The 13,783-nt window shown below is 69.6% G+C and carries 12 protein-coding genes; 1 reads left to right on the plus strand and 11 read right to left on the minus strand.

Annotated elements, in window-relative coordinates; translation table 11 throughout:
• On the plus strand, window positions 1-187 hold a 187-nt coding region (locus ACGG9C_RS11830; RefSeq protein ID WP_390178682.1), incomplete at its 5' end, for an integrase core domain-containing protein.
• A gap of 221 nt (window positions 188-408) precedes the next feature.
• On the opposite strand, the gene ACGG9C_RS11835 is transcribed toward ACGG9C_RS11830, so the two are convergent.
• From ACGG9C_RS11835 to allB, 11 genes are all read right to left on the minus strand, one after another.
• Window positions 409-1,035 (minus strand): helix-turn-helix domain-containing protein, encoded by a 627-nt coding sequence (locus ACGG9C_RS11835; RefSeq protein ID WP_228480888.1) that lies wholly within the window; start codon window positions 1,033-1,035, stop codon window positions 409-411.
• 9 nt (window positions 1,036-1,044) lie between these two features.
• Complete coding sequence (add, locus tag ACGG9C_RS11840) at window positions 1,045-2,082, minus strand: adenosine deaminase (protein ID WP_228480887.1); 1,038 nt, start codon at window positions 2,080-2,082, stop codon at window positions 1,045-1,047.
• A gap of 4 nt (window positions 2,083-2,086) precedes the next feature.
• The gene (locus ACGG9C_RS11845) at window positions 2,087-2,986 is read right to left on the minus strand and encodes an ABC transporter permease (RefSeq protein ID WP_194384273.1); all 900 of its coding nucleotides are present in this window, start codon (window positions 2,984-2,986) and stop codon (window positions 2,087-2,089) included.
• Window positions 2,983-3,813 carry an ABC transporter permease gene (locus ACGG9C_RS11850; protein WP_071044285.1) on the minus strand — a complete coding sequence of 277 codons (831 nt, stop codon included), beginning with the start codon at window positions 3,811-3,813 and terminating at the stop codon, window positions 2,983-2,985. Before ACGG9C_RS11850 ends, ACGG9C_RS11845 begins: the two co-directional genes overlap by 4 nt.
• Window positions 3,803-4,621 (minus strand): ABC transporter ATP-binding protein, encoded by an 819-nt coding sequence (locus tag ACGG9C_RS11855; protein ID WP_071044355.1) that lies wholly within the window; start codon window positions 4,619-4,621, stop codon window positions 3,803-3,805. Before ACGG9C_RS11855 ends, ACGG9C_RS11850 begins: the two co-directional genes overlap by 11 nt.
• Before the next feature lie 22 nt (window positions 4,622-4,643).
• Window positions 4,644-5,723 (minus strand): ABC transporter substrate-binding protein, encoded by a 1,080-nt coding sequence (locus ACGG9C_RS11860; RefSeq protein WP_194384272.1) that lies wholly within the window; start codon window positions 5,721-5,723, stop codon window positions 4,644-4,646.
• Between the two features lie 155 nt (window positions 5,724-5,878).
• Window positions 5,879-7,255: an amidohydrolase family protein gene (locus ACGG9C_RS11865; protein WP_194384271.1), complete on the minus strand. Its 1,377-nt coding sequence runs from the start codon at window positions 7,253-7,255 to the stop codon at window positions 5,879-5,881.
• A 132-nt stretch (window positions 7,256-7,387) separates the two neighbouring features.
• Entirely contained in the window at window positions 7,388-8,698 is a 1,311-nt protein-coding gene (locus ACGG9C_RS11870; protein WP_228480885.1) for a Zn-dependent hydrolase, read from the minus strand.
• Entirely contained in the window at window positions 8,695-9,912 is a 1,218-nt protein-coding gene (locus tag ACGG9C_RS11875; protein WP_194384270.1) for an alanine--glyoxylate aminotransferase family protein, read from the minus strand. The genes ACGG9C_RS11870 and ACGG9C_RS11875 overlap by 4 nt, the downstream gene beginning before the upstream one ends.
• Before the next feature lie 53 nt (window positions 9,913-9,965).
• Window positions 9,966-12,368, minus strand: a complete 2,403-nt coding sequence (locus ACGG9C_RS11880; protein ID WP_336510681.1) for an amidase family protein — start codon at window positions 12,366-12,368, stop codon at window positions 9,966-9,968.
• 4 nt (window positions 12,369-12,372) lie between these two features.
• Window positions 12,373-13,749, minus strand: coding sequence for an allantoinase AllB (gene allB / locus ACGG9C_RS11885; RefSeq protein WP_228480884.1), 1,377 nt, complete (start codon window positions 13,747-13,749; stop codon window positions 12,373-12,375).
• Window positions 13,750-13,783 lie beyond the last annotated feature (34 nt).

Consider the following 13,783-nt stretch of genomic DNA (forward strand, 5'->3'; position numbering starts at 1 on the left):
AGTCGAACGACTGAACCGCACCCTCGCCGCCGAATGGGCATACGCCCAACCCTGGACCTCCAACGAGGACCGAGCCGCCGCCTTGACGGCCTGGATCGACCACTACAACCTGGAGAGGCGACACCTCGGCATCGGAGGCAAGTCCCCCATCGACCGAATCAACAACGGTCGAGGTCAGTACACCTAGAACCGCGCTCCCGAACGGAACCAGCCTGAATTCGTGCACGGTGGCCGGCGCAACATCCGTGCACGGTGGCCGGCGCGACATCCGTGCACGGTGGCCGGCGCGACATCCGTGCACGGTGGCCGGCGCAACATCCGCGCACGGTGACCGGCGCCGCACGTGCACGGTGGACGGCGCCGCATTCGCACGGAGGCCGGTGGCTCCGGCGATCGCGGCGGACCGGGTCAGGCGCGGCGGGAGCCCTGCTTCACCACGACCAGGCGGTAGGGGGCGCCGTCGGCCGACCACCACCGGTGGGCCACACCGCCGGCGTAGTAGGCGGAGTCGCCGACCGACAGCGTGCGCGTCTCGCCGTCGAGATCGAGGAAGACCGTGCCTTCGACGACGTAGACGAACTCGTCTTCCGGATGCTGGAACGCCTCTCCAGGTGAGGTCGCCGCGGCGCTGATCTCCACCGGATGCAGTGGACGCGACGCCGCCGCCAGCAGACGCGCGGTGCCGCTGGCGAAGCCGTCGGGAACCGTCGTGCCGCGCGGGTCGTCTCGACGCTGGATCTCGACCGGCGGCAGGTCGGCCACGGGCTCATCGGCGGCGGCGACGAGCTCGATGGGACTCGTCTGCAGCGCGACGGCGATGCGTCGCAGCGACCCGAGGCTCGGCTGTGCGAGCCCACGCTCGAGTTGGCTGAGGAAGGGATGCGACAGTCCCGTCGCCTCGGCGACCTGCACGAGCGTCAGCCCGTGCCCTTTCCTCAGGCGCCGGATGTGCGCCCCGAGGCGCAGGCCCGACGCCTCGCCGTCGGCCGCGGCGACTCCGGCCGGCAGGGCGCCGGTCGGAAGCGTGCTCGTCACGGCCCGACCTCAGGCGGGCAGCTCGACGCCGGCGGCGAGCGCGTACTCCCGCACATCCTGCACGAACGCCTCTCGACGGCGTGCCGTGAGCCACGACGCCTCGAACGAGTTGACCGCCAGCTGCACCAGATCGGCCGCGGTCAGTCCCGCCTGCTCAGCGAGGGCCACGTAGTTGTCGCCGACATAGCCGCCGAAGTAGGCGGGGTCATCGGAGTTGACCATGACGCGGGCGCCCTTGCGCAGCAGCGAGACGATCTCGTCGCTCTTCATCTGATCGGTCACGAACGAGTTCGACACCGGGCACGTGGTGAAGCCGATGCCCTTCGCGATCGCCGCGTCGACGAGCGCCGGATCTTCGACGATGTTCGTGCCGTGGTCGATGCGATCGACCTGGATGTCTTCGAGCACCGTGCGGATGTTGTCGATCGACCCGACCTGGTCGATATCGCAGTGCATCGTCAGGAAGAAGCCCTCCGCCCGGGCCCGGGCGAACACCGTCGCGAACTTCTCGGGCGGATTGCCCCGTTCGTCGGAGTCGAGCCCGACTCCCACGATCCACGCCTTGTAGGGCAGCGCCTCCATGAGGGTGGCCATGGCGTACTCGGCGGAGAAGTCGCGCAGGAAGCAGAGGATGAGCTCGGCCGAGATCCCCAGCTCGTCCTGCGCACGCACGGCCGCCCGGCGATAGCCGGTGATGACCTCGGCGAAGGGCACGCCACGACTCGTGTGGGCCTGCGGGTCGAAGAACATCTCGACATGCACGACACCCTGCGCCTTCGCGCGCTGCAGGTACGCCCAGGCGAGATCGTGGAAGTCGTCAGCGGTCTGCAGCACCTGCATCGCCGGGTAGTACACCGCGAGGAAGCTCGTCAGGTCGGTGAAGTCGTAGCTGGCCTTCACATCCTCGACGGTCTTCTGGTCGAGCTCGATGCCGTTCTTCGCCGCGAGGGCGAACTTCAGCTCGGGCTCGAGTGTTCCTTCGAGGTGCAGGTGCAGTTCCGCCTTCGGGAGCCCGTGGGCGAAGGCGGCGAGATCGATGGTGCTCAAGGAGTCAAACGCCCTTCTGGGGATGCATGCCCATACGGGCCAGCACGACGTCCTCGACGATCTGGACGACGTTGTAGAGGATGAGGGACACGGCGGTGACCGCGACGACGGAGGTCCAGAGCGCACTGAACTGGGCCTGCGGCACATAGCCGGCGATCGAACCGCCGATGCCGCCGCCGACCGCGAGCCACTCCGCCAGCAGCGCCCCGGTGATCGCGCCGGGCACCGAGATGCGCACGGCCGCGAAGAAGGCCGGAAGCGAGGTCGGCATCGCGACCTTCTGCAGTTTCGTCCACGCGCCGCCGCCGTAGACATCGACGAGATCGTTCATCTGGGGTGACGCCGAACGGAGGCCGAAGGAGATGTTCACCAGTGCGGGGAAGAGCACCACGATGCCGCCGATGACCGCGAGGGTCCAGAAGTCGCGACCGAAGATCAGGATGATCACCGGCGCCATCGCGACGAGCGGCACCGAGCGCAGCAGCATCGCGACGGGCATGAGGGCGTGCTCGATCCCCTTGTTGAGCTGGAACACCGTGGCACCGAGCGTCGCCACGACGAGCCCGGCGATGAAGCCGATCGCCGCATCGCCGAGGGTGACCATGAGGTTGGCGAAGATCATCTCGCGATTGGCTTCGGCCGCGGGCACCTCGAAGAGGTAGTTCCACACGTCGATCGGGCCCTTGGCGATCAGCGGGGAGATCTGGAAGACCCACAGCACACCGACCCAGATGACGATCACGGCGACGATCGTGCCGAGGAAGGTCGCCATGCCCCAGAGGAACGCACGCAGCGCCCCCGTGGCGGCCTGTTTGCGCATCGTGTTCTGCAGCCGCTCGGATGTCGCCGGCGGCCCCGCGGGGTCGGGCGGCGATGCGACGGGCGGACTCGTGACGGATGTCATGACGCACTTCCCTTCGACCACGGCGCCGCGACGCGCGCGATGATGCCGACGATGCCGAACCCGGCGAGTGACACGGCTCCGGATGCGAGCGCGAGCGCCCAGACGAGCGGCGCATCCGAGGCCTGCTGTGCGAGCACCATGGCCAGGCCCACACCGACCTCGATCTTTCCGAAGAACTCGCCGAGGACGGCGCCGAGGAACGCGGCGGGCACGGCGATCTTCAGGGCGTTGAGGATCGCCGGCACGGCGGCGACCAGACGCACCTTGAACAGCTGCGTGAACTTCGATCCGCCGTAGACGGTGATGAGGTCGAGGCTGGTCTTGTCGGCGGACTTCAATCCGAGCAGGGCGCCGACGACGGTCGTGAAGAAGCACGACAGAGCGGCCAGCAGGATGGCGGTTCCCGCGGGCTCGCCGACGGCCGGCGGCGGGATGAGGACGACGGCGAGCATGCCGATCGCGACGATCGGGACGCAGTACGTGAGGATCGCGACCTGCATCGCCACGCCCTCCAGGCGCGGAACGATGAGCACGAGACCCGACATGAGCAGGGCGAGGCCGTTGCCCCACAGGTAGCCGATGCCGGCCTCGGTGAGGGTCACCGCGAAGTTGCGGGCGAAGTAGTCCCACCCGGCGGCGATGTAGGCGCCGATCACTTCGGGGGGGCTCGGGATCGGACGCGCGCCCGTCGAGCTGACCCAGACGGCCGAGACGATCCACCAGAACGCGATGAGGCCGACACCGCCGATCGTTCCGATGAGCCACGGCGGCAGGCGCACGTCCTCCCACTCGATCGTGCGGGACTTGGTGGGGGCCTCAGTGGTCATCGGCCGCTGCGCCTCCCTCGCCGAACAGCAGCTCGGAAGCCTGGTCGACGTAGGAGTGGAACTCGGGACTGCGCATCATCTCGGGCAGGCGCGGACGAGGCAGGTCGATGGTCATGACCTCCTTGACCCTCCCGGGACGCGGGCTCATGACCGCGACCTGATCGGAGAGGAAGATGGCCTCCGAGATGCCGTGGGTGACCAGAAGTGTGGTCGCGGGCTTCTCGGTCCAGATGCGCAGCAGTTCGAGGTTGAGCTTCTGGCGGGTCATGTCGTCGAGCGCACCGAAGGGCTCGTCGAACAGCAGCACCTCGGGCCGCATGATGAGGGACCGCGCGATCGACACGCGCTGGCGCATCCCGCCGGACAGCTGCGCCGGCTTGGCCTTCTCGAAGCCCTTCAGTCCGACGAGGGCGATCATCTCGTCGACGTAGGCCTTGTCGACCTGCTGCCCGGCGATCTCGAACGGCAGGCGGATGTTCGACACCACGCTGCGCCAGGGAAGCAGCGCGGAGTCCTGGAACGCGATGCCGAGCTTGTTCTCCTTGCGGAGCTCCTTCGGGCTCTTCCCGTCCACGCGGGTCGTTCCGCTCGTGGGCTGCTCCAGCCCGGCGAGGATGCGCAGAATGGTGGACTTGCCGCATCCCGACGGTCCGAGCAGCGACAGGAACGTGCCCTGGTCGGTGTGGAGATTGGCGTCCTGCAGCGCAGCGACCGACTTGCGGCCGCTCGTGAAGACTTTGTTCAGGTCGGTGATCTGCAGGCCGGTGCCCAGGGTCGTCCCCTGGGCACCGGTCTGGGCGACGGGAATCGTCACAGTGGAACTCTCTCAATCAGCCCATGTAGTCGACGAGCTCGGGGTTCTCCTCGTACACCTCGGTGAGGAGGGAGAGGTCGAAGAGGTCCTCGGCGGTCAGCTCGATGCCGGCACCCGCGAGGCTCTCGATCGTTGCGGCCTGAAGCTCGTCGCTGATCGTGAACAGGCCGTTCGCCTCGGTCTCGTCGGTGACGACGAGGTCGACCTGGGCGATCGATCCGAGGGTCGAGGTCTCGGGGTCGAGACCGAGGTCGGCGCCGTACTCCTCGTAGGCGAGGCGAGCACCCTCTTCGGGGTCGTTGACGAGGTCGGTCCAGCCCATGATCTCGGCCTTCAGGAAGGCCTTCACCGTGGCGGGGTTGTTCGCGATCATGTCGTCGGTGGTGACGAGCGTCTCGGCGACGAAGGGCAGGCCGTTGTCGGCGAAGGGGAGGTTGACGGTGTCGTAGCCCTCCTCCGCGACGATGATCGACTCGTTGGTCAGGTACGAGATGAATCCGTCGACCTCGCCGTTGGTGAGCGGCGCCGGGTCGTACTGCACGGGGACGATCTCGACGTCGTCCGAGGTCAGGCCGTTGGCCGACAGAAAGGCGTTGAAGAGCGCAGTGTTGGAGTCCTGCACGCCGATCTTCTTGCCGACCAGGTCGTCCACGGTCGCGATGTTGCCGCCGTCGGCGAGAGAGAGAACGGTGAACGGGTTCTTCTGGTAGGTCGTGCCGATGATCTTCAGCGGCGCGCCCTCGGAGGCGACGACCGATCCGATCGAGACCGCGTCACTCATGCCGAAGTCGGCGGTGCCCGAGATGAGCTCGGTGGCGCTCGTGGAGGGTCCGGGGACGAGGGTGACCGAGTCGAAGCCGGCGTCGGTGTAATAGCCGTTGCTGTCGGCGAAGAACTCGCCGGCGAACTCCTCGTTCTTGATCCAGCTGAGCTGCACCGTGATGTCGGTGATCATCTCCTCGGATGCGGCGTCGTCCGTGTCGGCCGCCGGCTCCGAGTCGGACGAACCGGCGCAGGCGGTGAGGGCGAGAGCCGACACGGCGATGCCGGCCAGTGCCGCGGAGATGCGGCCCCGTCGGGAAGAAAGGAAGGTCATGTGAGATGTCCTCTGGTGCGGGTGGTGCCTCGGGTAAGGGAGCGCGATTCGCAATGCATTCCGTCTCGCGTGCTGAGGACGCTACGGGATGTAGATTTCACGAACACTTGCCGGGGTGTTTCGACCTCGTTACACCCGGCGGAGAGTCCCCCAAATCAGTGGGGATGACCGAGACGCGCCGCGATCTGCGGCAGCTGGGCGTGCACACGCACGCTCGCTTCGGCCGACAGCGGGTTCGTCGACAGGCCGTGCTGCGACACCAGGCGCCCGCCCACGTACACACGGGTGAGATTGCGCAAGCTCATCGACAGCACGTACGAGCGCACCGGATGCCACAGCGGTCCGACGTCGGGGCGGCGGGGGTCGACGACCACGAAATCGGCGAATTTGCCGACCTCGAGGCTTCCGACCCGATCGGCGACGCCCATGATCTCGGCCCCGCCGAGCGTGTGCAGGCGCAGCAGCGTCTCCGGCATCATCGACCGGGGGTCCTTGGTACGCGCGCGCTGCATCGCCATCCCCATGCGCATGTTCTGCCACGGATCCGACACGTCGGTGCAGGCCTGGTCGTCGAGGCCCATGCCGACCTTCATCCCCATCTCGAGCATCTCGGGCACCAGCGCCACACCGGAGGCGAGACGCCCGTTCGAGGCGGGCTGCCAGGACATGCTCGCACCGCCCGCTGCCGTCTCCGCGATGATCTCGGGGGTGGTCTGGATGAAGTGGCCGAACATCATGTCGGGACCGAGCGCTCCGGCGTCGCGGTACATCGCGAACTTCGACTGCTGCAGGGGAACCGCCTCCGGCGACTCCAGGAAATGCGCCTGGTTCGTCACGCCGAGGCGGCGCATCGCCTCGACCTCGATCTCGGCGGCGTCCTCGCGGGGCGACCATTGCACCTGCCCCATGATCGAGGCGCCCAGGGCGTAGTCCGCGTCGAGCGACCGCGTGTGGGCGACGCTCTGCGCGAAGCGGTCGTGGATCTCCTCGTCGGTGCCGACGGTGGCGTCCATGCCGATCGAGTCGACGAAGCGGATGCCGGCGTCGAGGCAGGCATCCGCCTGTCGCGTGTGATATTCCAGTTCACGCATGGGAGCATCGCCGACACGCTTGCCGTCGACCATCCGCTCCCACGACTGCAGCGGATCAGTGAAGTTGTAGGCGGTCGTCACGCCGTTGCCGAGGAAGTCCAGCGCACCGTGCAGCGTGGACCAGTAGATGTCATCGGCGGTCGCTCCGGAGGTCATCCCGAGCATCGAGTCGCACCAGCCGTACAGCGTCTCGCCGACGCCCAGACCGCGCAGTCCGCTCGTGAAGAGATGGCTGTGCGAGGACACGAACCCCGGCGCGACGAAGCTGCGCCCGACATCGAGGGTCTCATCGGCTGTGGTGCCGGCGGGCGGCTCCCCCTCGCCTACCGCAGCGATGCGATCGTCGTCGACGAGCATCCACCCGCCGTCGATGTATCCGGGATCGTCGGTGCCGGTGGGCACGGTGATCAGTCGGGCGTTCGTGATGAGCAGGGTGGTCATGAGGATCCCGTCTGTGGGTCGACTGGAGCTGTGGTGCATGTCCCCTTTTCTGCGCTCTCAGGGGCCGAGAACAGCAGAAATTGGGACATGGGTTGGTGGGAGGGGAGGTGAGGTGAGTGTGGGGGGTAGGGATCAGGAGGAGCGGGAGTGGGAGAGGTGCAGCACGGCTTCGGCGAGGGCGCGGATGCCGTGGGCGACGTCGCCGGTCGAGACGGACTCGGCCGGATGGTGGCTGATGCCGTCGGGGTTGCGCAGGAACAGCATGCCGATGTCGGTGATGCCGCCCATGGCCATGCCGTCGTGGCCGGCCCGGCTGAAGATGGTCGCGGGATCCTGAGCCGTCGACGTGGTCGCACCGATGCCCTCGCGGATGACGTCCTGGAGGAGCGGTGCGCACGACACGGCGGCCGCGGAGTGGATCTCGCGGGCGCGCCAGCGCAGCCCTCGGCGCCCCATGATCTCGTCGAGCTCACCGGACAGGGTGTGCCACACGCGATCGCGCTCACCGTCGAACTCTCCGCGCAGGTCGAGGGAGAACTGCACCTCGCCCGGTACGACGTTCACGCCGCCGGGGAAGGCCTCGAAGCGGCCGACCGTGCCGATGATGTGGTGCTCGGCGCGGCAGAGCCGCTCGACGGCGAGGGCACCTTCGCTCGCCCCGAGGAGCGCGTCGCGGCGCATGTCGTAGGGGGTTCCGCCGGCGTGCCGGGCCTCCCCTTCGACCGTGAGCAGAAAGCGGCGCGCACTGGCGATCGAGGAGACGACGGCGAGCGACTCGCCTCGACGGTCGAGCTCGGGGCCCTGTTCGATATGCGCTTCGAGGTATCCGACGAGCTCGTCGGGACGGCGGGCCGCCTCGCCGATGCGGCCCGGGTCGAGCCCGAACTCCAGGAACGCCTGACGAAGCGTCGTGCCGTCGGCGTCGGTGAGGCCCCACCATTCGTCGCGCCAGACGCCTCCCACCGCGGAGGATCCGAGCAGGGCCGTGCCGAACCGGGTTCCCTCCTCGTCCCAGAAGGCGATGATCTCCAGCGCGAAGCCGAGAGCCGACCGCCACTGCTCGTCGGTGCGCACACGCAGCAGGCGCACGACCTCCAGGGCCATGAGCACGCCGAGCATGCCGTCGAAGCGACCAGCGTCCGGAACGGTGTCGAGGTGCGACCCGAGCAGGAGCGCCGGTTCGTCGCCGGTCGTCATGCCGCGCGGGTCGGATCCGAGCCGGCCGACCTGGTTGCCGGCGGCATCCTGGCGGGTGGTCATGCCGATCTCGCGCATCCACTCCGCGACGAGACGGTTCACGCGGGCGTGCTCGGGCGACAGATACACGCGCTCGAGGCCGCCCTCCATCGAGGTCTCGCGGGCCAGCTCGTCGCAGCGCGCCATCACGCGTCGAGCGGATGCGGCGATCGCGTCGGGGGAGATGTCGAGGAGAGCCGCCGTCACCGCAGCACCTCGGCTGCCGCGTCGACGCCGCCGCCGACCGGCACGCGCGCACCGAAGCGGCGCAGCACGTGCTCGAGCGCGACGAGCGTGGTGAAAACGGCGTCGGGGCGAGCGTTGTAGCCCATGGTGCCGATGCGCCACACCCGCCCGTGCAGCGGGCCGAATGACGTTCCGATCTCGATGCCGAAGTCCTCCAGCATCGCCTGTCGCGCGGCGTCGCCGGCCACGCCCTCCGGGATCTCCACGGCGACGACATTCGTCATCTTGTGCGCGACGTCGCCGAACACGGTCAGGCCGAGCCCCCGAACCCCGGCGAGCATCGCGTCGCCGATGCGGCGGTGCCGCGCGATGACGGCATCCCGCCCCTCGAGCAGCAGCACCCGCGCGCACTCTCGGGCGCCGTAGAGCATGGAGGTCGCCTCGGTGTGATGGTTCAGCCGCCTCGGGCCCCAGTAGTCGAGGATCATGCCGAGATCGAAGTAGTTCGACCGCACGAAGTCGTCCGCGCTCGCGTCGCCCTCCTCGCGGATGCCGGCCTCGACCCGCTTGCGGGAGCGCACGACCTCGACGGCCCGGTCGCTCAGCGTCAGCGGCGCCGAACCCGACGGCCCGCCCAGGCACTTCTGCAGGCCCGCGGTCGCGGCATCCAGACCCCACGCATCCGCTTCGAAGTCGTTGCCGCCGAGCGACGCCGTCGCGTCGGTGTAGAACAGCACGCCGTGCCGTCGGCAGATCTCGCCGATCTCATCGAGGGGCTGGCACATGGTGGTGGAGGTGTCCCCCTGCACGAGCGCGAGCAGCATCGGCTTCACCCGCAGCACCGCCTCTTCGATCGCGGATGGGGTGAACACCTGACCCCACTCGACCTCGATGGTGTGCACCTCGGCCATCGCGCGCTCGGCGATCTCTGCCAGCAGGTGCCCGAAGCGTCCGAACACCGGCACGAGCACCTTCTCCCCCGGGCGAACAAGGGACGTGATCGCCGCTTCGATGCCGGCGCGCGAGGTGCCGTCGACGAGCACGGTGGCGTCGTTGGTCGTGGCGAAGACGTCGCGGTAGAGCGCCTGCGTCTCGGTCATCGTCGAGGTCATGAAGGGGTCGTATTGCCCGACCAGCGGCGCCGACATCGCGCGCAGCACGCTCGGGTAGGCCGAGATGGGCCCGGGGCCCATGAGAAGTCGGGCGGGCGGGTCGATGGGGGCGGGGATGCTCATGGTGTCTCTGATCGATGTCGTTCGGGGTTCGGATGCGGTGGTCGGGATGCCGGTCACACCGTGCGGGTGACCGTGGCGGCCAGGCGCTGCGCCAGCCGCACGAGGGCGAGGTCGGTGCCGGCGGGCGCGACCAGGCACACACCCACCGGTGCGGGTCCGTCGGGTGTGGCCACCGTCAGCAGCGGCACGGAGATCGAGGGGAGCCCCGCCACGGCGGCGGGGGTGGTCATGCGCAGGCTCGCCAAGCGGGTCGCGTCGACGTCGGCCGGCTCCGCGGTGCGCGACGGCGCCGGACCGGGCGCGGTCGGCAGGAGGAGAACTCCGCCCGCGACGATGCTCGCCAGGCCTCGGGCGATCGCCGTGACCTTCTCGCGCGCCTCGCGCTCCTCGGCCGACGTCACCTGCGACGCGGCGCGGAAGCGCTCGGCGACGGCGGGTCCGACGGCGCCCGGGTGCTCACGCAGCCAGTCGCCGTTGTTGCGCCAGGCCTCCGCACCCTGCACGGTGCGGAAGGGCACGGCGTAGTCGTCGAGGTCGCCGATCGACACGCTGTCGACCTCGGGCGGTTCGTCAGCGGCCGCGAGGAGGGTGAGCATCCGCTCGAACACCGCGCGCGTCTCGGGTTCGACCACGGCCAGCGCCTCCCGCGGCACGAGGAAGCGCCACGGCAGGTCTTCGGCCGACGGACCGTAGACGCTCTCGGTCGACTCCGATCCGTCGTAGCTGAGGCACCAGTCCGCGACGCGGCGCAGCGTATCGCCGTCCCGGGTGAGCCACGCCACGGTATCGAAGGACTGCGCGAGCGGCAGCATCCCCTGGCGCGGCACGAAGTCGTGCGTCGTTCGCAGCCCCCACAGCCCTTGATACGAGGCGGGGACGCGGACGGACCCGGCGGTGTCGGTCGCGAGGCCGATGTCGGCGTGGCCGAGCGAGACAGCCGCGGCGGGACCGCTCGACGAGCCGCCGGGCAGCGCCCACGGCGCGGCGGGGTTCGGCGGGGTTCCGTAGTGCACGTTGTCACCGGCGATCGAGTACGCGAACTCGTCGGTGCGCGCGATGCCCCGGAGCGAAGCGCCGCCGCGCAGCAGGTCGCCGACCGCCGGCGCCGTGCGGGTCTCGGGCCGGGCGCCGTCGAGGAACGTCGGGTTTCCGGCTCCGACGCGGTAGCCCTTGATCGCGAAGACGTCCTTGACGGCGACCGTGAGACCGGAGAGCGGACCATCCCACGCGCCCTGGTAGAGCGGGTCGCCCACGGTGCGCCAGACCGAACCGTCGAACGCGCCGCCGACGGCGTCGAATCCGGTCGTGGTGGCGTGGGCCGCGGCCACCGCAGCCGGGCCGTCGAAGTCGGCTTCGCGAATGCGCGCGTGCACGCCGCAGACGATGTCGACCACCTGGGAGATGTCGAAGTCGACCGCCGCCGAGAGATAGGCGTAGGCGAGGTGCTCATCCATGCCGTATCGGGCATGGAGCAGCGACAGCGAGGCGCGCACGCATCGCCGCATGGCTTCGCCGAGGTCTTCGTGCATGCCGGTGGGGACGAGATACTCGCGGGTCTTGACCAGCGGACCGGCGAGCTCGCCGAAGCGCTCCCGAGCCTCGGCGGCGGGCACGACGTCGAACCTCAGCGTCGCCCGCAGCGACGCCTCCAGCGCGGTCAGCGCGACCTCGCCGTCGCCCTGCGCGAAGTGCGGGTCGCCGACGTAGGCGAGCGCACCGGCGACCTGAACGGGCAGGTAGAGCGTGGCGCCGACGGTGAGGAGCTTGATGTCGATGTTGCCGCCATGGCTTCCCGGCGGCACCGAATGCGGATGCCGGTCGCCGGCGACCGCCACCCCCATCGTGCCGAGGAACGGCGCCAGCGGGAACTCCACCTCGCGCTCGACGTCGGCGGTGGCGCCGAGGGTGTCGCGCAGCGGCAACGCTCCGAACAGCCGGCCGGCCCGCTCGTGGACCGGCGTGAACACACTCACGTTGGACTCACCGCGCGGCAACTCGCCCACCAGTGCGCCCTTGCCGTGACGGTTCGAGATGACGCCGTAGGGAACGCGCGGGTCCAGGCGCTCGACGGTGATCGCGAGCAGGTCGCCGACGGCGGCACCCTCCACATGGATGGGGCCGGTCACCACGTGCGGGCCGTCGCGCTCGGGGTCCCGCATCCCGTCGGCGGCGATCGCCGCCGCGTCCTCGAGCACGGCGTCGGCCGAGACACCGTGGCGGGCGAAGAAGGCGTGCGGGTCCTTGCCCTGATCCTCGAGGATTCCCTCGTGGCTCACGGTGTCGATCGTGACGGTCTCGCCGGCACCGATGCGCAGCACGGCCGCATCCGTCTCACAGGGAAGCCGCCCCCATGACACGGTGTCCAGTCGCGCGGGCAGGTAGTGGTCGCCGGGGATCTCGCCCCGCCCCGGCTGCAGGATCTCGAACGACGCGATCATGCCCTCATCCAAACGCATGACGTCAGGCTCCGTCACCGTCGCGCGACAGCAGGCGGCCGCACGGGTTGCCCCGCCACTGCGGCGCCTCGCCCGCTCCGCCCTCGGTCACGTCGAACACCGATCGCCCGTGCAGCCACGTGCGGCGGGTGCGGCCGGTGAGGTCGCGCCCGTCGTATGCCGAGATCGGATTGCGATGCAGCAGCCGCCGCGCGTCGACATGCAGCGGATCGTCGGCCCCGAAGACGGTGAGGTTGGCGGCCGCGCCGATCTCGATGCGTCCGGCATCGACGCCCGCGATCGCGGCCGGGCCGGTGGTGAACAGCGGCACGATCGTCTCCAGCGCGATGCCGCGCTGGTGCGCCTCGGTCCACACCGCGGACATCCCGACCTGCAGGCCGGCGATCCCGCCCCACGCGAGCCCGAAGTCGCCGTCGCCGTCGCGCTTGCGCTCGACCGTCGACGGCGAGTGGTCGCTGACGATGCCGTCGATGGTGCCGTCGAGCACTCCCTCCCACAGCAGATCGCGATTCGCCGCCTCGCGGATGGGCGGGCAGCACTTGAATTCGCCGGCACCGTCGGCGATCTCCTCGGCGATCAGCGTGAGGTAGTGCGGACACGTCTCGACCGTGAGGGGGAGCCCCTCCGCCTTCGCCTGACGGATGACCGGCAGCGCGTGCGCGTCGCTCAGGTGCAGGATGTGGGCGCGGGCCCCGGTGCGTCGCATCGCGTCGATCACGGTGGTGATCGCCGCTGCCTCGCTCGCCGGTGGGCGCGAGCGCAGGAAGCCGTCGTAGTCGCGCCCGAGCGGCCCGTCGGGGCCAAGGAACGTCGGATCCTCGGCGTGCACGATCAACCGCGATCCGATCGCGGCGATCTCGGTCATCGCCTCTTCCATCTGCGTGGTGCTGAGGTGCCCGAACTCGTCGACTCCCGAGGGTGCGAGGAAGCACTTGAACCCGTAGACGCCGGCGTCGTGCAGCGGCGCGAGGCTGCCCAGGTTCTCGGGAACCGCTCCGCCCCAGAAGCCCACATCGATGAAAGCGGATGCGGCGGCCGCTTCGCGCTTGATCTCCAGCGCCTCGGGCGTGGTCGTGGGCGGAACGGAATTCAGCGGCATGTCGACGATCGTCGTGATGCCGCCCGCGGCGGCCGCGAGGGTGGCCGAGCGGAATCCCTCCCACTCGGTGCGTCCCGGCTCGTTCACGTGCACGTGCGAGTCCACCAGGCCCGGCAGCAGCACGGCATCGTCGGGCACGAGCACACGCCATTCGGTGTCGACCCGCTCGCGTGCCCCCAGGATGTCGACGATGCAGCCGCCGTCGAGCACGACGGTCGCGGGCTGGAAGGATCCGTCGACGAAGGCTCGCCGAGCCCGGATCGCGGTGCGCACGGGTTTCACGCGGCCGACGTTACGCGGGACGCGTTTCCGCAGT

The organism is Microbacterium sp. MTN4-26, assembly GCF_042846595.1.
Classification (GTDB): domain Bacteria; phylum Actinomycetota; class Actinomycetes; order Actinomycetales; family Microbacteriaceae; genus Microbacterium; species Microbacterium luteum.

Excerpts from the sequence above, each read along its gene's own strand:
- ACGG9C_RS11845 (WP_194384273.1), bottom strand. The coding sequence starts at position 2,986 with ATGACATCCGTCACGAGTCCGCCCGTCGCATCGCCGCCCGACCCCGCG.
- ACGG9C_RS11850 (WP_071044285.1), bottom strand. The coding sequence starts at position 3,813 with ATGACCACTGAGGCCCCCACCAAGTCCCGCACGATCGAGTGGGAGGAC.
- ACGG9C_RS11860 (WP_194384272.1), bottom strand. The coding sequence starts at position 5,723 with ATGACCTTCCTTTCTTCCCGACGGGGCCGCATCTCCGCGGCACTGGCC.
- ACGG9C_RS11865 (WP_194384271.1), bottom strand. The coding sequence starts at position 7,255 with ATGACCACCCTGCTCATCACGAACGCCCGACTGATCACCGTGCCCACC.
- ACGG9C_RS11875 (WP_194384270.1), bottom strand. The coding sequence starts at position 9,912 with ATGAGCATCCCCGCCCCCATCGACCCGCCCGCCCGACTTCTCATGGGC.
- ACGG9C_RS11880 (WP_336510681.1), bottom strand. The coding sequence starts at position 12,368 with ATGCGTTTGGATGAGGGCATGATCGCGTCGTTCGAGATCCTGCAGCCG.